Below are 18,070 nucleotides of genomic sequence, written 5' to 3'. Positions count from 1 at the left end.
AGCGATGCGCCGCATTGAAACTATTCACTTTGTAGGGATAGGCGGTGCAGGCATGGGTGGCATTGCAGAAGTACTTGCTTTTGAAGGTTACCGTATTACCGGTTCAGATATAGCTCACAGCGCAATGACTGAGCGTTTAATTAAAGCCGGTGCTGAAGTATTTATTGGCCATCATGAAAATAATGTAAAAGACGCTAATGTGGTGGTGGTTTCAAGTGCAATAGATAAAACAAACCCTGAAATTCAAGCCGCGCAAGCTGCACGTATTCCGGTGGTTCGTCGAGCAGAAATGTTAGCTGAACTGATGCGCTTTCGCCACGGTATCGCCATTGCGGGCACCCATGGTAAAACGACCACAACCAGCTTAATTGCGAGCATTTATGCACAAGCCGGGCTCGATCCAACCTTTATTATTGGTGGTTTGCTTAACAGTGCTGGCAGCAATGCTAAGGTAGGTAAAAGTGACTTTTTAATCGCCGAAGCAGATGAAAGCGATGCCTCATTTTTGCATTTACAGCCTATGGTGTCGGTGATCACTAATATTGAAGAAGATCACATGGAAACCTACGGCGGTAGTTTAGAAAAAATGAAAGATACTTATGTTGAATTCATTCATAACCTGCCTTTTTACGGGTTAGCGGTGGTGTGCATTGATTCAGACGTTGCTGCTGAATTGATCCCCCGTTTTGGTCGTCCGGTGATCACTTACGGTGAGTCACACGAGGCTGATTACCGAATGAGTGACTTTAGCCAAACAGCGAACACATGCCAATTTACGGTAACTAATAAACAAGGTGAGAGTTTAACCGCCAAGCTGAATATGCCGGGTAAACATAATGCCCTTAATGCAACCGCAGCGATTGCCGTGGCTAAAGATCAAAATATTGCGAATCATGCAATTTTAGCGGCATTAGATACTTTTGAAGGTATTGGCCGTCGTTTTCAGCACTACGGTGAATTTGAAAATGAACGCGGTAGCGTGATGCTTGTTGATGACTATGGTCATCACCCATCAGAAGTGGCCGCTACTATCACTGCAGCACGAGAAGGCTGGCCTGATAAGCGTTTAGTGATGGTGTATCAGCCGCACCGTTATACGCGTACTCGCGATTTATACGAAGATTTTGTTAAGGTATTGGCTGAGGTTGATCAGCTTTTATTACTCGATGTTTACAGTGCTGGCGAAGAGCCGATTGTTGGCGCTGATAGTAAAAGTTTATGCCGTAGTTTGCGCCAGCGTGGCAAAGAGCCATTACATGTAGCCTCAAGCTCAGAGCTTGCGGGCGTACTTGCCAACTGCCTACAAAATAACGACCTAGTGCTCACACAAGGTGCGGGTAACATAGGTCAGCTTGTTAAAAATTTAGCAGCCACGAATATGTCGATAGAAAAATTAAAGCAAGGTGAAGTATGACACAGGTAAATTCCCAGTTTGGTAAAGTAGCGGTGCTGCTAGGTGGAAATTCAGCAGAGCGCGACGTGTCATTAAAATCTGGTCAAGCGGTATTAAATGCGCTGTTAGACGTTGGCATTGATGCGATAGCGTTTGATCCACAAAATCGTTCGTTATGGGAATTAAATGAGTTAAAGGTTGATCGCGTTTTTATTGCTTTACATGGGCGTGGTGGTGAAGACGGCACGGTACAAGGTGCTCTAGAATTTATGAACCTGCCTTATACCGGCAGTAATGTTCTGGGTTCGGCACTGGCAATGGATAAAATTCGTTGTAAGCATTTGTTTAAATCGGCAGGCTTAAGCACCGCACCTTATGCCGTGGTTGATGCTAAAAAAGGCTTTGATGCCAATGCCATTATGGCGCAATTTAAAAAGGTAATGGTTAAGCCATCGCACGAGGGCTCCAGTATCGGTATGGCGCAAGCAAGCTCTGCTGAAGAACTTGAAGATGCGCTCACTAATGCATTTAAGTTCGACAGCCAAGTATTGGTAGAGCAGTGGATCACGGGTCGCGAATTTACCATTACGGTCTTGGGTGATGAAGTACAACCTGTGATTGAAATGAGCACCCCAAATGGATTTTATGACTACCAAGCTAAATATCAGTCAAATAGTACGCAATATCATTGCCCTGCTGATTTATCACAGTCAGATACTCAAAAATTACAAGCGATGGCGCTTGATGCCTTTGATTTAGTGGGTGCAAGTGGCTGGGGACGAGTCGATGCGATGCAAGATGAACAAGGACATTTTTACTTACTAGAAGTGAATACCGTACCGGGCATGACAGAAAAATCATTGGTGCCAATGGCAGCAAAAGCCAACGGGGCAAGTTTTGAGCAATTAGTTGTTCGCATTTTGGAGCAAACCCTTTAATATGCATCCCTTTTTAGAGAAAGCGCAGCAACTAAAACAGCAACTAAACTGGTCGCTGATTTTTGGAGTGAGTTTTTTTCTAGCCGTGGTGATAGGGTTAATTGAAATAACCAGTGGGGTTTCGCACTGGTTAGTTGAAAATAAAGATGCACAAATTAAGCATTTAACGGTGTTGGGGAATCCTAAGTACACCGATGAAAAAGCAATAACAGCGGCAATAAAAAAAGCAGATTTAAGCAGTTTTTTTGAGCTAAACGTAAAGCAAGTTCAGCATTTAGTACAAGAGCTGCCTTGGGTTGCAACGGTATCGGTAAGAAAACAATGGCCTGATACCATTCAAGTTTACGTGGTAGAACATCAAGCGGTTGCTCACTGGAATAGTGACTTGCTGATTAATCAAAGCGGTGACGCGTTTGAAGCAAAAAGTGATAAATTAAGTGCCACTTTACCCCAACTATATGGGCCAGAGGGCAGTGAAAAAGAAGCATGGGTAGCGTTTAAACAGTTTGATGAAATGCTCAAAGTCAATGCATTAACGCTCACTAGCCTTGCGCTATCTGAGCGGTTTTCGTGGCAACTTTGGTTAGATAACGGTGTGCGTTTAAATTTAGGACGCAAAGATAAAGCCAAACGTGTACAACGTTTTATAGACGTTTATTCACGTATAGAAAAACGTGCTGATGCACAGATAGATGCAATTGATTTACGCTACGATACCGGCCTTGCAGTGAGCTATAAGCCACTGCAAGAACAGCAATTATAATAAAGAGTAAGGCATGACTAAGTCAGCAGAAAGAAACCTAGTGATTGGATTAGACGTTGGCACTTCTAAAGTAGTGGCCACGGTAGGTGAAATCACCACAGATAACAAGCTCAGCATTGTTGGCGTGGGGAGCCAAGTATCTCATGGAATGGATAAAGGCGGTGTTAACGATTTAAATTTAGTGTCTGAGTCTATTCGCCGCGCTATAGATGAAGCCGAATTGATGGCTGATTGTCGTATTAGCTCGGTTTATTTGGGTATTTCTGGCAAGCATATTCAGTGTCAGAACGAAAGCGGTGTTGTGGCTATTAATAACACCGAAGTAACCGATGAAGACATTGAAAATGTAATACACATTGCTCGTTCAGTGCCAATTTCAGCTGAACGCAAAATGTTGCATGCTTTGCCGCAAGAGTACAGCATTGACATGCAAGAGGGGATTAAAAACCCACTCGGCATGAGCGGTGTGCGCATGGAAGCACGCGCGCACATTATTACCTGCTCCAACGACATGGCTAAAAATATAGAAAAATGTGTTGAACGTTGCGGGCTTGAAGTTGACCAACTTATATTCACAGCGCTTGCTTCGTGTTATTCCGTACTGACGGATGACGAAAAAGAGTTAGGTGTTGCGGTGCTTGATATTGGTGGTGGTACTATGGATATCACTATTTATATTAATGGTGCGCTGCGTCATTCGGCGGTTATTCCGGTGGCAGGTAACCAAGTAACCGGTGATATTGCAAAAATATTTCGTACACCTATATCACATGCTGAGTCACTCAAAGTACAATATGCCTGTGCAAGTAGCCAAATGGCGAGCAGCGAAGACACGATTGAAGTGCCAAGCGTAGGTGGGCGACCAGCAAGACTGATGTCTAGGCACACGTTATCAGAAGTGGTTGAGCCACGTTTTAGAGAATTATTTGAACTGGCGATGGAAGAAATTCGTCGTTCAGGATTAGAAGACCAAATTGCAGCAGGTCTCGTCATTACTGGCGGAACTGCTAAAATGACTGGCGCAATGGAAGTGGCTGAAGATATTTTTCAGATGCCAGTAAGAATAGGTAAACCAATTGGTGTAGTAGGTTTAACTGATTATGTTGATGATCCATCGTACGCAACCGCTGTAGGTTTGTTACAATACGGGCGTACTATGCAGTCGATGAATGCACAAAAGTCGAAAGCGGATGATAATAATAATTGGTGGAACCGCATCACAAAATGGTTTCAAGGCGAGTTTTAGTACTCAAGTCGGAGAGTAAATATGTTTGATATAATGGAACAACACAGCGAAGAAGCTGTAATAAAAGTAATCGGTGTTGGTGGCGGCGGCGGTAACGCAGTTGAGCACATGGTAAAACAACAAATAGAAGGTGTTCGTTTTATTGCAGCGAATACGGATGCACAAGCATTACGTAATTCAGCCGCTGATGTAACGGTACAATTAGGTACGCAAATAACCTCTGGGTTAGGTGCGGGTGCAAACCCTGAAGTAGGCCGTCAGTCGGCTGAAGAAGACGCAGAAACGATTCGTGCCAGCCTTGAAGGCGCCGATATGGTATTTATAGCGGCAGGTATGGGCGGCGGTACAGGGACCGGAGCAGCGCCAGTCGTGGCTAAAATTGCTAAAGAGCTGGGCATTCTAACCGTGGCAGTTGTAACGCGTCCATTTGATTTTGAAGGTAAAAAACGTGCTGCTGCTGCAGAGCAGGGGATTAGCGAATTGTCTGAAATCGTGGACTCGTTAATTACTATTCCAAATAACAAATTACTAAAAGTATTAGGTAAAGGGACAACTTTACTGGATGCGTTTGCTAAAGCAAATGACGTATTATTTGGTGCGGTACAGGGTATTGCTGAGCTAATCACACGCTCGGGTCTAATTAACGTGGATTTCGCCGACGTACGTACTGTTATGTCTGCAATGGGTACAGCCATGATGGGGACTGCATCTGCCTCGGGTCCTGATCGTGCACAAGAAGCAGCAGAAGCGGCTATTTCAAGCCCATTACTAGAAGACGTTGATTTAACCGGTGCTAAAGGTATCTTGGTTAATATTACTGCCGGCATGGATATCGCGATTGAAGAATTTGAAATCGTAGGTAATCACGTTAAGGCGCTAGCGTCTGAAAACGCAACGGTGGTTGTGGGTGCGGTAATCGACCCTGAAATGACAGACGAGCTACGTGTAACGGTTGTTGCAACTGGCTTAGGCGGCGATCGTCGTCCACAGTTTGGTATTGTAGATAATGGCTTTAAAAAAGCATCAGGTTCTGATGTAGCCAGTTCAAGCACGCAAACAAGCAGCAGCATGTATGTTCCTAGCTTTGCAAGCCAAGGCGCAAGTACAGAAGAGCCTGCAACGACTACGCAAACAGAATCAAAAGAGCAAAGCACATCGACGAGCTCTTCAAGTTCTTCAGCGAATACGTCGTCAAGCAGTGCTAAGAAAACAGATAAGTCTGAAGGTGGCGATTATTTCGACATCCCTGCTTTTTTACGTAAACAAGCAGATTAATAAAAAACAGTACTTTTGTGCGAAATGTGAACGAATATTGTAGTTATACCGTATTTATGCTACACTCCGCCGTCTAACTGTAATATATACTAAAGTGAGCGAACCTATGATTAAACAGCGTACGATTGCACAAGTAGTCAAAGCCATAGGAATTGGACTTCATAAAGGTGAGAAGGTCACAATAACTCTCCGACCTGCGAGCGCAAATACTGGGATTGTATTTCGTCGTGTCGACCTTGATCCGGTTGTTGATTTTGAAACAACACCTGAAGCCGTTGGTGATACGCAATTGTGTACCTGTTTAATTAACAAAGATGGCGTTCGCTTATCGACTACTGAGCACTTAATTGCGGCGGTTGCGGCAATGGGTATCGACAATTTAATTGTTGAACTTGATAGCTCAGAAGTACCAATAATGGATGGTAGTGCATTGCCATTCATTTATTTATTACAAAAAGGCGGCATTGAAGAGCAAAATGTTGCAAAACGCTTTATTCGTATTAAAGAAAAAGTACGTATTGAAGAAGGTGATAAATGGGCCGAAGTAGAACCTTACGACGGATTCCACATCGATTTCGAAATTGCCTTCGATCACCCTGCAATCAATGAAAGCCGCCAACGTGTTGGTTTAGATATTACGGCACAAAGTTTTACTGAAGAGATAAGCCGTGCGCGTACTTTTGGCTTTATGAAAGACATTGAATACATGCATGCGAACAACCTAGCACTAGGTGGCAGCATGGATAGCGCAGTGGTACTTGATGAATTTAAAGTTTTAAATCCGAACGGTTTGCGTTACGCAGACGAGTTCGTCAAGCATAAGATACTAGACTGTGTAGGTGACATGTTTATGACAGGTCACAACCTTTTAGGCAAAGTAACCGCATTTAAATCAGGTCATGATTTAAATAATAAGTTACTACGCAAAATTATGGCAACAGAGTCAGCATGGGAGTGGGCAACCTTTGAAACGCCTGTGACGATGCCTGCACCCGGCCTTGAGCTAGCTAACGCCTAATTAGTTAATCACTTATATACAGTTATAAAAAATGACGCTTATTAGCGTCATTTTTTTGTTTGTTAATTAGCTAAACAGCTAAATTACACTCAGGCTTTTATTATCAAAGTCCTAATATAGTTTGCAACTGTTTAAGCTGGGTTACCTGATATGTTGGTTTAATTCCCTCAGGCAAGTTCACGCCAGGATGTTGCAGCCAACAAGTGTCAATTCCCACATTTTGACCGCCAAGAATATCACTGCTGGCGGTATCACCGACCATTAAAATTTGCCCTTTCGGTGGATTACCCATTAAGTTAAAGGTGTGCTCAAATATCTCTTTTGCAGGTTTAGCAATGCCGACTTGCTCAGAAATAACTAACCAGTCAAACATATCTTGCAGCCCCGTATGCGCTAGGCGACGTGCTTGTAACTGAGAAAAACCATTGGTAATAATGCCCAGCTTGGCATGGGGTTTAAGGGCATTTAATAATTCAACGGCGCCGGGTAAAGGCATACAAATTTCGGCCATTGCTGATAAAAAATCATCATTGAGCTGTTGAGCTGGCACATCAAGTTTATTTGCCAGTTCGCTAAAACGAGTTACTTGTAAGTGACTTGAGGTGATCTCGTTGTTTTGATACGCAATCCATAATGACTTATTAGTGTTTTGGTAATGGGCATAATCTGCCTCGGTAAAATCCATGTCATAGGTTGCTAGCATTTTTTTAAGGCCAGCAAAGGCATTAAAGCTAAATAAGGTTTCGTCGGCATCAAATAATACGTAGTTATACTTCATTAAAACATCCGTTATTGATTATATAGAGTGGGATTAAGAAAAGGCGCCATGGCGAGTGTCAGCGCTTGAGTATAGGTACTTTCTCGTGTTGCATGATGATCAGTTAACAAGCCAATAGCACCCCCTTGCTGTTTAATATTGGTAGTATTAAAGGCTTTATCCATCACGTCACCAAGCTCTTCACCTTGAAGCAATGCTTTATAAAACACAGTGGGCAGGGGTAAGTTACTGCTTCGGCCTGTAACTTGCTGTGCGCCATTATCAATAACTACATAGGCAAAGGTTGCCGCACCATAACTAAATTGCGCTGCACCACCTTCCATCGCCACATAGTAGTCTGCCTGATAGTGGTTTTTACAGTAATTAACGCGATTTTGTGCCCCTAAGCAGGTTTGCTCTTCACCTAAGGGTTGATCGGGTACCTCTGAGGGCGCGTGAACACCACTACATTCGATTACACGCTCAGGAAAATACATCGCAAAAATATGTTTAGCGGCATTGATTTTTACTGGGTTTTTAGACCCAACAATAATTTTAATTGATTGCGACATATTAAACTCGTCATACTTAAAATCAGCAGTGTACGTGAGTTAGAGTTCACAAAAAAGAGTCTAAATAGGAATTTCAGGCGGTGCTAACTTTGCTAAGGCGCGTTTTTTCAAAATAATATCTTTTATTAGAGGCGTGAGCACCAGTTCCATCGCGAGACCCATTTTACCACCAGGCACCACTAAGGTGTTTATACGCGACATAAAACTGCCTTCAATCATCCGCAAATAATACGGAAAATCAACATCATCAATCCCCCTAAAGCGAATCACAACAAAGCTTTCATCAAGGGAGGGGATATCTTTAGCGCTAAATGGGTTGGAAGTATCAACGGTGGGGACTCGCTGAAAGTTAATATGGGTACGAGAAAATTGCGGCGTTATATGATTAATGTAGTCATCCATACTGCGCACAATAGAGTCCATGACTTTTTCACGAGAGTGGCCGCGTTCTGAGGTGTCGCGAATGAGCTTTTGGATCCATTCAAGGTTAATAATAGGCACCATGCCTATGAGTAAATCAACATGTTTAGCAACATCATGATCTTCATCAACTACACCGCCATGTAGACCCTCGTAAAACATCAGATCTGTATTTTGCTCAAGCTCTTGCCATGGGGTAAATGTCCCAGGTAACTGGTTATAAGGCACGGCTTCATCAAAGGTGTGTAAATAACGACGAAGTTTTCCTTCGCCGGTTTCACCGTATTTAGTAAATAAGTCTTCTAAGGCGCCAAAGTCGTTAGCTTCTCGGCCAAAATAGCTAATGTGTTTACTTTCTTGCTGTGCTTCACGAATTTTTTTGTCCATTTCAGGACGTGTATAACGATGAAAGCTATCACCTTCGATAAATGCCGCATTGATATCAAGGCTACGGAAAATATGCTTCACGGCGTTAGTGGTGGTTGTTGTGCCCGCTCCAGATGAACCGGTGATTGCAATAATAGGGTGTTTAGCTGACATGTTTGTTCTCTTTTTTATGACCCGTTAGTTATAAAGAGTTGACTGACTTAGGTCAAGTGACGTCATCAGTAAATAACGTTATCATGAGGTGCTTAAAATTAAAACGAGAGAAAGCATGAAACTGATTAAACCGTTGTTAGGGCTTATAGCTATAAATGCTTTAACGCTAGATATTGCTCAGGCAAGTATGCCTAAAAGCCAAATTTTGCTCGCCGATTTAAATACTCCACATGGTATACGTGTAAGCATTGTTAGTGATAAAACGAGCTATAACAATCAACCCCATTTAACCGACACCGGCCTATACTATACCCGAGAAATAATCAGTAATGACCAGAGTCAAACAGATATTGCGCTTTACAGCTTATCATCAAAACAAACGTCTATGGTCACTAATACGCCACAAAGTGAATACTCGCCCACTTTAACACCGGATGGGCAGCACTTATCGGCGATTGTCGTTGAAGGTGATGGTAAACAAAAGCTATGGCAATATCCGTTGGCACCCGAGTTGGCTGCAAGTCGTATTTTTGATTGGATTGAACCTGTAGGCTATCACGCTTGGGGAAGTAACAACGATTTAGTGATGTTTATTTTAGGCGAACCACACACTTTGCAATATACCTCGGTTGCTGCGGCAAAAGGTGAGTTGGTAGCAAGCGATATTGGTCGCACGCTTATTTATAATAAAGCGCAGGCTGAGTTTTTATTTAGCCATAGTAAACACGGGCAGCATCACTTAGCGCGTTTTGATCCACAAACAAAGCAAGTTACCGATATACTTAGACTGCCAAACCAAGTACAAGATTTCATCTTAAAAGATGACAATACCATTGCTTACGCAATTAAAAACCGTGTTTACCAGCGTAAATTAACACGCGGCTCTGCTATATCGCAGTGGCTTGATTTAAGCCAATATTGCGATACTGAAATAAGCCGGTTGAGTTATAAAAATCAGCAATTAGCTTTTGTGTGTAGTGAATAAATAAATTTCGGACTTTCACTCATGCATGAGTTAGTCTAGGGTCTGTTGACCTTTGCGGATTACAATTTGTTCAAACTAGGGGCGGTTTAATCGCGGCGCGAGGTTTGTAACCTAGTGGGCTAAGTCAAAACTGAGCAACAAAGAGTAAATCGCCCCTAGGCAGAACCCGAAGGGCAGTGCCTGTTTGGCATTGATGCTGCGTTATCGCCTATTTATGGGGAATAACCACATTACATATGCTTTACCTTGGCTAAATACCAAACAGACTGCTGCAAATTTAACTTTGAAAGGTCAACAGACCCTAACCCCCTATTAAATAAAAAGGAAAGTCACGTGGCATTTAGTGCAGACGAGTTAACCGAGCAGCTGATCAAACTAGAGTGTAGAAGTAACTTTAAAATAAAAAACATAGCTGAGTATATGCTAGTAAACTCTAAAGAGGCGTTTTATACCCATGCTGAAGCAGGTAAAGGTAAAATTGTGATCCGCCCTGCATTTGAAGTGTTTAGCGATGACTTTACTGATATTGATGGGGTTGTGCGTACTCAAGGCTATTTTCATAGCAGTGAAATGACCCGTTTTCCTACCCGTATTTATAAAAGTACGCAGCCTATTCATTATGGTGTCGCTTTTAAAATTAACTCTGAGCAAGCGGCAAAAGAGTTTATAGCTAAGCTAACGATGATTATTGGCGGTTAATAGAGTGGTGCAGGGCTAAAGGCAAAAGGTGCAAGATAAAATCTTTAACCTTTAACCTTTAACCCTTAACCTTTGTCTTTAATTACTACCTCTAAAAGCTCAGCGCCTCTTAACCTCTTTGTGAATAAATTTTTTAAGATCTTATTACACAAAGAGAAGACAATGAGAAGTAAATGAGAAAACATCAGCCATTAGCCCGAGTTTGAGGTTTTCGGCCCGTTACTCGTCGCCCGCAGCCCGCCATCCTTTAAACTTTAACTTATTTGCTATTTAAAAAGCTATTGACTGATTTCAGTTCACGGTTTTTAAGTGCAATACAGTCATTGGTGCTCTCTGCAAGTTTACTTAACGTACGCGCATAACCGGGTACAGCTTCCAGTTTAGCGTCAAAGAAACTTTGCGTTGTAGCTAAACTGTCAGCGTCACAGCTGGCGGTAGTAAAGTAAGGTAAGTTAGGCACAAAAAATGGTGGCAAGCTTGCTGTTACTTTATCGTAGTTGCTATAAATCCAATCAATAAACAGTGCTTGGCGTTCATCGGTGTAACTTTGACCCGATAAAATAGTACGCATATCAGAAGCCGTTACTTCGTCTGTTAAGCTATACGCCAGTACCGCTTTTTGTAGTTCAGGTTTACCAAAGTAACCCATTGCTGCCAGCATATTGGTACGCACTTGTGGATCTTTGGTGGTTTTAAAGGTTGTCATAAACTGATCTAGCAACGCCTTATCCCCATGAAAAGCCGCAAGACGTAAATAAGTACCTGCTAAATAAGGGTCTACCTTTTGTGGATCGTTTAAGTAAGTTTGTGTTTGCTGTTTGGCTTTATTGATCACATTTTTATCTTCACCATCAAACCCTAAGCGTGATACCACCGCGGCACGAAGTTGAGCTACTGCGCCATCTTCGCCCATTTTTGCTTCTAGGCCATATTTTTTAGCGGCAGGCATCACTGCATTTTGAATAAACGTAGGCCATAAATCTTTATTGCTATCGTCTTTAAAAGTACGCTGCTGTGACGCTAAATAACCTAAAGCAGTGTTAGCAACACGCGGATGACTATCGCTGGCAAATACTTCTAGCGTTTGCATTAATTTAGCCGCTGAAATGACACCGGCATCAAGTAGGGCATCTGTTGCCGATAATAGGGCTAAGCGTTCACGGTCGTTTAATACCGTAGCTGCATTATCTATTAGCGCATTAAATTGCGCATCATCCATTACCCAACGGTAATAACCTAGCGCGCCTTGATCTGGATAAATCCACTCTGGTTCAAAGTCTAATGCTAGCGTTTGGCTTTGTTTATTTAATAATACATTGGCTGTTTGTACTTTATCGCCAGCACCATATTTAATCGCAACCGGTACATTCCAAAGTTGAGCCGGGGCTTCAACACCGGCATTGGCAAAACGACTTTGCGAAATCGTAATGCTTTTACCTTGCTGCTTAACGTTAATTAGCGGGAATGACGACTGTTCAATAAACGATTTTAAAACGCTCGCTACATCTTTATTTGAAGCCTTACCAAGTGCTTCCCATAAATCGGCAGCTTCTGCATTTTTATAGGAGAATTCTTTTAAGTAGTTCTGAATACCAGCTTGAAATGCCTCTTCGCCAATCCAGTTTTCAACCATCGCCAGTACTGAGCTGCCTTTGCTGTAGGCAAGGCCTAAACCATCCATAATATCGGCTTCGGTTTTAATTGGTTTGCGAATTGGCTTAGTGCTTAAACGTGCATCTAACGCCATTACGTTGTTTTGTGGTAGATCTAGGTGTGATTCAAACTCAGGATTAAGCTGCTTAGTAATTTTTGCCGCCATCCAGCTTGCAAACGCCTCGTTTAACCATAAGTCGTTCCACCACTTCATAGTCACTAAGTTACCGTACCATTGATGAGCTAATTCATGGGCAATAATAGAGACATTACGTTGTTTTTTACTACGCGTTGCAGCTTCTAAGTCAACCAGAAGAATATCTTCGCGGTAAGTCACTAAGCCTGAATTTTCCATAGCGCCAAACGGAAATTCAGGAACAGCCACTGAATCTAGCTTTTTATATACATAAGGAATACCAAAGTACTCTTCAAGTGCGCCCAGTACTTTAGGCATGTTCTCTTTTGCATATTGCGCTAAATGAATTTTACCTTGTGGGGTGATCACACGCCCAGGAATAGGCATGCCTTTAATTTCTAGCTCTTCAAATGGACCTACAGCCATAGCCACTAAGTAAGATGGAATTGGTGGCGTTTTATCAAAGTAATGGGTGGTCATATCGCCATTCACCGTCGTTTTTAGCTCAGGTGTATTTGAATACACTTTTTGTGAGGTGGGGGCGGTAATGGTTAACTGAAACGGAATTTTATAGCTTGGTTCGTCAAACACCGGAAATGCACGGCGCGCATCACTCATTTCAAATTGCGTGAACAAGTACGGAACGCCTTGATCTAGGGTTTTATATAACCCCACACTCTGGCGGTTATAAGGCGCTGAAAAATCTATTTTTAAGGTGTATTTACCTGGCTGAATTTGCTCTTCACAGCTAAATTTAACTTTACCTGTTTTAAGCATTTCGCTGTTCAAATCACAGTTTTGCTCACCTAGTAGTTGCACCATTTTAGTTGCATAATCAACACCATTGAGCTCAATGTAGTGTGTTGGTTTGAGCACTTCTAAGCTGATCTCGGTCATTCCTGTAAAGGTATCCTGACTTGGGTCGAGCGTTAAAGCGACTTTTTGTGAACTTGGCTTTGCGAGTTTTTCAATGACGAATTCGTTAGCATGAGCAGCATTCATCGCAAGCGCAACGCTCACGGTTAAGAGGCTTTTTAAAAACATAGTTATCCCTAGATTTTTTGTTGTTAGAAACAGTCATATAGACGGCACTTCATCCTAACAGCTTTTTTTACTAGAGTAAGCGCAGATCGCTAAGGAAAAGAGTAACAAAGTTTGTCAGTGGCTATCTCGGGCTAAAAACCGCTGCCAATGAATATGGGAATTGATAACCCGGATCTGTTGTAGCACCTTATTTAACAAGGCTATATCGTTAAAGTTATCATGAGGGTAATCATTAAAGCCCATTAAATAATTAAAGCAGTCTTTGTTGCCTGCTTGCAGGGCATAAATACGAATCTGTTGTTCAAAGTTAAGTCGTAAACTACTAATGGCGGTTTTCATACCGAGTTGATCCACCGAAGGAATTGCACATTTTTGCAAATATCCTGCGCGTTCACCCTCTCCTGAAAACCATATGCGCACTTTTTCGCTATAGCGCCCTGTTTTAGCGGGAAGATCAAACATTAAACGGGAGTGATTTTGTGCTTTTACATAAGCTAAATAGTCATTAAATCCGGCACTAATAAGGGCGTGATGAACAGGCACTAAACGTGGCTTAATTTTACCGTGGGTATGAAAACTAAAACAGAGAATATTATTTTTAAATATTAGGTCATCAAGGGTTAAGCAGCCAATTTCATCACTGTAAGCGCCACTGTAATAAGCAATTAAGGGCAGCCAGAAATGCCAGTGTTTAGCTTGTTCGCGGGCAAGCCGTGTATCACTATAAATATATCCGTTATAGAGCGTGTGCAGCTCCATAGCTGAAAATGGACGACGACCAAGATGGGTTTTCAACGTATTACCTTGACAGTTTTTATTATTTTTATACCCCAACTAACCGTTGCTGTTAGTTGGGATAATGTCAGCGAACTAACGCCTAAAACTTATTCGCTTAGCGCGCGAGCTAAACCTACCGGTTCAATTTCTACACACACCTGATCGTCATTCCAATTTAAACCCACTAATGCATCATCAGATTTTAGGTCTTCAACCCAATCATCTAAAAACTCATCAAGGTTTATTTCTACAGGGCTGTAGTCTTGCCACTCTTCTTTACATTGTGCTTGTGCTGCGTCTTGTGATTCCCACAGTAAAAGTACATCGGTGTCGTCAAACTGATTTGACTCACATACAACAAAGCCACCATCATCAGCACCCAGTGCCCAGATCTGCTCACTAACACGTACTTTTTCTACAAAGCTAACTAGTTGTGATTCAATTTCGATATCGCTCATGTATCCACCTTTTAAAATTTAAGTCGAGGGTTGGTATTTTTAGCCGCTTGACGCTGACTAAACGCTTCATAAAACTTAACTAATTGCGGCTGCGCGCTAAAATCAGTGAGTTCACGAAAGCATATCCAATCAAGTAAACAGTATAAACTGATGTTGAGGCATTCACAGCTTTTAAATTCATCATCGCATAAATGATCATTTAAATAGTGTAATGTTTGCGCAACTCGCTCATTTTGCAGATTAAAAAATAGTTTATCAGCTTGCGTATCAAATCCAGAACGTTGGCATAACAGTAATTCAACGAATGAATCATTGCAGGCATTGATGCTAGGGCCTGTTGACCTTTACGGATTAAAATTTCTTCAAACTAGGGGCGATTTAATCGCGGCGCGAGGTTTGTAACCTAGTGGGCTAAGTAAAAACCGAGCAAAGCTTCCGCGTCCTGCTCACGCCCCTTACCTACATCCATGTAGGCAACAAAGAGTTAATCGCCCCTAGGCAGAACCCTTCGGGCAGCGCCTGTTTGGCATTAATGCTACGTTATCGCCTATTTATGGGGAATAACCACACCACATAGGCTCTGCCTTGCCTAAATACCAAACAGACTGCTGTAAATTTAACCTTGAAAGATCAACAGGCCCTAATTAAAAAGTGCTCTTGAGGCCATGTAAGTGGGGGTTGCTGGGTTTTTTCAAGTAAATAACGCAGTATGGTATTTGAATCACTTAGGGTAAGCGTGTCATCGACCAATATAGGAATTTTGGCTGCTGGATTTTTTGTGTGCGTATTCTCATGACTTTGATCACCGATTCTCATCAGCTTTGATCGCTTGATTTATCATTTTGTAGAGCCATTTTTAAATTAACTTAACTGATCATCATCAGTCAATTCATTTAACTGTTTTCGTATCGATTCTCCTTTTAAATTCAACTTAATTGCACCATGAATCAGCCTATCTAAAATAGCATCAGCGTGCGTTGATTCGCCGATCATTTGGTGCCAATTTTCCTGTGGTAACTGACTAATGATGATGTGTGATTTATAACCATATCTAGCATCGACTAATTCAAGTAAGTCGCTTCGTTGCTGAGCACTGAGTGGCTCTAGCCCCCAATCGTCTAAAATAAGTAAGTCGTATTTAATGAGTTTACCCAATAATTTTCGATAACTGCCATCGGCCTGTGCTAGAAATAGACTTTCAAGTAATTCTTTTAATCGAATATAGAAGACACTTTTTCCTTGTAAACAGTGCTCGTGACCCAAGGCACACGCGAGGTAGGTTTTGCCACAGCCTGTGGCGCCTGTAATTAATATATTCTGATGTAAACCCAGCCAGGTGCTTTGGCTGAGGCTGCGTATTTGTGCTTTATCTAGATTGCGCTTCGGCGAGTAAATGAGTTGATTTAACTGACCCGGTACGCGGAATTTTGCTTGTCGCACCAGTCGCTCTATTTTTCTTTGGTCACGCGTATCAATTTCATGTGTTAGCAATAAACTGACGCGCTCTATAAAGCTTTGTTCTTGATATAGGTTTGGCTGTTCAAGCTGCTGCTTGAGTGCTTGCTTTATACCCGATAACTTGAGCAATTGAAGTTGCTGATTAATTGTTTCTATCATGTTTACATTCCTTAATGGTAGTAATCTGTGCCACGTATGTTGCTGTGTGTAATTGGCTTTTCTGGCTCTGTTTGGAGTGTGGGTAATGGTTGTTGGTCTAACCCTTTTTGCAGCATTTGCTTAATAGATCTGTGTGTGGTCGTATTCATGCAAATTGCTCGGTAACATGCTCGCTCGAGGCGTTCTTTTGAATACGTTTTAGCTAAACTTAATACCCCTAAACAGGTGCGATAAGCTTGCTCTGGATGACGTTTGCTATTAAGCAATAATTCAACGACTTGATGAGTATAATCACCGATACTCAATGCCCATGAGCGTAAATTTATCGGTGACTGCTCATGCTGTTTTTGATGCGCCTTTGGCATATGATGTGTCTGTGTCGTATGTCCGCCTAAACGGTTTGAGCGAGGATGCTGTGCTATTAAAGTGCCGTCATAATAAAGCTGCACGAGTTGATTGGATATGTGTGCGCGTAATTGTTTTTTAACCCACAGATAAGGCACGCTGTAGTAATGTTTTTCTATTTCAACATGGTAATCAATATGCACACGTACTGTTTTGATTTGTGTATATTGATAGGGCTTTTCAGGCAATGGCTTTAATGCGTTTTTATCCACCATATCAAATAGCTGTTTGCGTGATTGTTGATATTGCTTCATCACCTTATTGTTCATCATATCCAGTAGCTTTGCTATTTCATGATTGAGTTGCGCTAAGCTGTGGAAGGTTTGGTTACGTAAGCGTGCCATGATCCAACGCTCAACAATTTGTACGCCGACTTCAGCCTTCGATTTATCTTTGGGTTTATAAGGTCTAGCCGGAATGACAGCAACGTTAAAGTACTCGGCTAACTGGTGGTACGTCGGATTTAAATCAGGCTCGTAGCGACAGGTTTTACTGACAGCACTTCTGAGATTATCGGGAATAACAACGTCAGGAACGCCGCCTAAAAATTCAAAGCAACGCGCATGACTCATTACCCAATCTTCAAGTTGCTGACTATACGTTGCTTCAGCATAGGTATAATTTGATGCACCTAGTACAGCAACGAATATCTGAGCAGTGCGCTTTTCTTGTGTCGTCGGACAAGTAATGGTAATTGTGGGGCCACAATAATCCACAAACAGCTTTTCACCCCCTTTATGCTGCTGACGCATTGAGAGTCGCTGGGTACCTAACCATTGTTTATAAGCTCGGCAGAAGTGACTGTAGCTGTAATAAGGCTCACCCACTTTTTCAAGTAACTCATCAAATACGAGCTGTAATGTTAGGTGTTTATGTTGTTTTAAGTCTTTATTGATATTTAACCAGTCAGGCGTTGGGTGTCTTTTTTTACGCGTTGAGAAGCGCTTGAGTTTGGTGTTGAAAAATGTATTTTGCTGTTTATCCTCTGGTATTGGCCATTGATTTAAGCCTAACTCATTGGCCTTTTTAAGGTAATTAGCCACAGTACCAGGTGAAATATTTAAACTTCTGGCAATCTCTCGATGGGATAATTGTGCTGAGTACTTCAGCCGTAAAATGGAATGTAATTTACTCATAGATATAGGTCTTGTTGTCATTGTTGTTATCCTCATCAAACGATTCAGATAACGGTTTAACACACCTACAAAAATGATAAAACGTGAACTCGGTTACGAGTGGTATTAAGCTTTGATCGGCAAAATCATTAAGAGCATAAATGTGATCATTTACAAGTGATTTTAGTGATCAAAGCTTAATGAGAATAAGCGATCAAAGTTAATGCAATTGGGTGATCAAAGCTGGAGAGAATATGCA

General features: G+C 41.9%; 16 protein-coding genes and 2 pseudogenes. 8 read left to right on the top strand and 10 right to left on the bottom strand.

Annotation, left to right across the window (positions count from 1 at the left end):
- Positions 1-4 precede the first annotated feature (4 nt).
- The 6 genes from murC to lpxC all read left to right on the top strand — a co-directional run bounded on the left by murC (position 5) and on the right by lpxC (position 6,633).
- The gene (murC, locus tag L641_RS0104060) at positions 5-1,414 is read left to right on the top strand and encodes a UDP-N-acetylmuramate--L-alanine ligase (RefSeq protein ID WP_216712925.1); all 1,410 of its coding nucleotides are present in this window, start codon (positions 5-7) and stop codon (positions 1,412-1,414) included.
- Positions 1,411-2,331, top strand: a complete 921-nt coding sequence (locus L641_RS0104055; protein ID WP_024601203.1) for a D-alanine--D-alanine ligase — start codon at positions 1,411-1,413, stop codon at positions 2,329-2,331. The genes murC and L641_RS0104055 overlap by 4 nt, the downstream gene beginning before the upstream one ends.
- Before the next feature lies 1 nt (position 2,332).
- Entirely contained in the window at positions 2,333-3,094 is a 762-nt protein-coding gene (locus L641_RS0104050) for a cell division protein FtsQ/DivIB (RefSeq protein ID WP_013464059.1), read from the top strand.
- A 13-nt stretch (positions 3,095-3,107) separates the two neighbouring features.
- Positions 3,108-4,340: a cell division protein FtsA gene (gene ftsA, locus L641_RS0104045; protein ID WP_013464060.1), complete on the top strand. Its 1,233-nt coding sequence runs from the start codon at positions 3,108-3,110 to the stop codon at positions 4,338-4,340.
- 21 nt (positions 4,341-4,361) lie between these two features.
- Complete coding sequence (ftsZ, locus tag L641_RS0104040; protein ID WP_024601202.1) at positions 4,362-5,615, top strand: cell division protein FtsZ; 1,254 nt, start codon at positions 4,362-4,364, stop codon at positions 5,613-5,615.
- Positions 5,616-5,721: 106 nt separating this feature from the next.
- Entirely contained in the window at positions 5,722-6,633 is a 912-nt protein-coding gene (gene lpxC, locus L641_RS0104035; protein WP_013464062.1) for a UDP-3-O-acyl-N-acetylglucosamine deacetylase, read from the top strand.
- 103 nt (positions 6,634-6,736) lie between these two features.
- Here lpxC and yjjG read toward each other — a convergent pair whose 3' ends face one another.
- Genes yjjG through L641_RS0104020 form a run of 3 tightly spaced genes read right to left on the bottom strand, consistent with a single transcriptional unit; the run spans position 6,737 to position 8,922 of the window.
- Positions 6,737-7,411, bottom strand: coding sequence for a pyrimidine 5'-nucleotidase (gene yjjG, locus L641_RS0104030; RefSeq protein ID WP_024601201.1), 675 nt, complete (start codon positions 7,409-7,411; stop codon positions 6,737-6,739).
- Between the two features lie 11 nt (positions 7,412-7,422).
- Complete coding sequence (gene yjjX, locus L641_RS0104025) at positions 7,423-7,962, bottom strand: inosine/xanthosine triphosphatase (RefSeq protein WP_024601200.1); 540 nt, start codon at positions 7,960-7,962, stop codon at positions 7,423-7,425.
- Between the two features lie 60 nt (positions 7,963-8,022).
- On the bottom strand, positions 8,023-8,922 hold the full coding sequence (locus L641_RS0104020; protein WP_008114793.1) for a phosphoribulokinase: 900 nt from the start codon (positions 8,920-8,922) through the stop codon (positions 8,023-8,025).
- Positions 8,923-9,037: 115 nt separating this feature from the next.
- Here L641_RS0104020 and L641_RS0104015 point away from each other — a divergent pair, with 115 nt between their 5' ends.
- Both L641_RS0104015 and L641_RS0104010 read left to right on the top strand, forming a co-directional pair.
- Positions 9,038-9,907, top strand: coding sequence for a hypothetical protein (locus L641_RS0104015; RefSeq protein WP_024601199.1), 870 nt, complete (start codon positions 9,038-9,040; stop codon positions 9,905-9,907).
- Between the two features lie 333 nt (positions 9,908-10,240).
- Positions 10,241-10,606 carry a hypothetical protein gene (locus L641_RS0104010; protein WP_013464067.1) on the top strand — a complete coding sequence of 122 codons (366 nt, stop codon included), beginning with the start codon at positions 10,241-10,243 and terminating at the stop codon, positions 10,604-10,606.
- 259 nt (positions 10,607-10,865) lie between these two features.
- Here L641_RS0104010 and L641_RS0104005 read toward each other — a convergent pair whose 3' ends face one another.
- The 7 genes and pseudogenes from L641_RS0104005 to istA form a co-directional block, all read right to left on the bottom strand.
- Positions 10,866-13,439: a M1 family metallopeptidase gene (locus tag L641_RS0104005; protein ID WP_024601198.1), complete on the bottom strand. Its 2,574-nt coding sequence runs from the start codon at positions 13,437-13,439 to the stop codon at positions 10,866-10,868.
- Positions 13,440-13,553: 114 nt separating this feature from the next.
- Positions 13,554-14,234, bottom strand: a complete 681-nt coding sequence (locus L641_RS0104000; protein ID WP_024601197.1) for a hypothetical protein — start codon at positions 14,232-14,234, stop codon at positions 13,554-13,556.
- Positions 14,235-14,323: 89 nt separating this feature from the next.
- On the bottom strand, positions 14,324-14,674 hold the full coding sequence (locus L641_RS0103995; RefSeq protein ID WP_013464070.1) for a DUF2750 domain-containing protein: 351 nt from the start codon (positions 14,672-14,674) through the stop codon (positions 14,324-14,326).
- A gap of 11 nt (positions 14,675-14,685) precedes the next feature.
- A pseudogene (locus L641_RS23555) lies at positions 14,686-15,003 on the bottom strand (glutathione S-transferase family protein); the annotation flags it as partial.
- A 304-nt stretch (positions 15,004-15,307) separates the two neighbouring features.
- Positions 15,308-15,490, bottom strand: a pseudogene (locus tag L641_RS0103990) (glutathione S-transferase N-terminal domain-containing protein); the annotation flags it as partial.
- Positions 15,491-15,535: 45 nt separating this feature from the next.
- Positions 15,536-16,291 (bottom strand): IS21-like element helper ATPase IstB, encoded by a 756-nt coding sequence (gene istB, locus L641_RS0103985; protein WP_008127212.1) that lies wholly within the window; start codon positions 16,289-16,291, stop codon positions 15,536-15,538.
- Positions 16,292-16,302: 11 nt separating this feature from the next.
- On the bottom strand, positions 16,303-17,853 hold the full coding sequence (gene istA, locus L641_RS0103980; RefSeq protein WP_008466912.1) for an IS21 family transposase: 1,551 nt from the start codon (positions 17,851-17,853) through the stop codon (positions 16,303-16,305).
- Positions 17,854-18,070 lie beyond the last annotated feature (217 nt).

Source organism: Pseudoalteromonas sp. TB41 (assembly GCF_000497975.1).
Taxonomy (GTDB): domain Bacteria; phylum Pseudomonadota; class Gammaproteobacteria; order Enterobacterales; family Alteromonadaceae; genus Pseudoalteromonas; species Pseudoalteromonas tetraodonis.
Note: the sequence above shows the minus strand (reverse complement) of the source record. Positions and strands in the feature narration are given on the sequence as shown.

Coding starts and splice junctions, on each gene's coding strand:
- murC (WP_216712925.1), top strand. CDS start 5: ATGCGCCGCATTGAAACTATTCACTTTGTAGGGATAGGCGGTGCAGGC.
- L641_RS0104055 (WP_024601203.1), top strand. CDS start 1,411: ATGACACAGGTAAATTCCCAGTTTGGTAAAGTAGCGGTGCTGCTAGGT.
- L641_RS0104050 (WP_013464059.1), top strand. CDS start 2,333: ATGCATCCCTTTTTAGAGAAAGCGCAGCAACTAAAACAGCAACTAAAC.
- ftsA (WP_013464060.1), top strand. CDS start 3,108: ATGACTAAGTCAGCAGAAAGAAACCTAGTGATTGGATTAGACGTTGGC.
- ftsZ (WP_024601202.1), top strand. CDS start 4,362: ATGTTTGATATAATGGAACAACACAGCGAAGAAGCTGTAATAAAAGTA.
- lpxC (WP_013464062.1), top strand. CDS start 5,722: ATGATTAAACAGCGTACGATTGCACAAGTAGTCAAAGCCATAGGAATT.
- yjjG (WP_024601201.1), bottom strand. CDS start 7,411: ATGAAGTATAACTACGTATTATTTGATGCCGACGAAACCTTATTTAGC.
- yjjX (WP_024601200.1), bottom strand. CDS start 7,962: ATGTCGCAATCAATTAAAATTATTGTTGGGTCTAAAAACCCAGTAAAA.
- L641_RS0104020 (WP_008114793.1), bottom strand. CDS start 8,922: ATGTCAGCTAAACACCCTATTATTGCAATCACCGGTTCATCTGGAGCG.
- L641_RS0104015 (WP_024601199.1), top strand. CDS start 9,038: ATGAAACTGATTAAACCGTTGTTAGGGCTTATAGCTATAAATGCTTTA.
- L641_RS0104005 (WP_024601198.1), bottom strand. CDS start 13,439: ATGTTTTTAAAAAGCCTCTTAACCGTGAGCGTTGCGCTTGCGATGAAT.
- L641_RS0103995 (WP_013464070.1), bottom strand. CDS start 14,674: ATGAGCGATATCGAAATTGAATCACAACTAGTTAGCTTTGTAGAAAAA.
- istB (WP_008127212.1), bottom strand. CDS start 16,291: ATGATAGAAACAATTAATCAGCAACTTCAATTGCTCAAGTTATCGGGT.
- istA (WP_008466912.1), bottom strand. CDS start 17,853: ATGACAACAAGACCTATATCTATGAGTAAATTACATTCCATTTTACGG.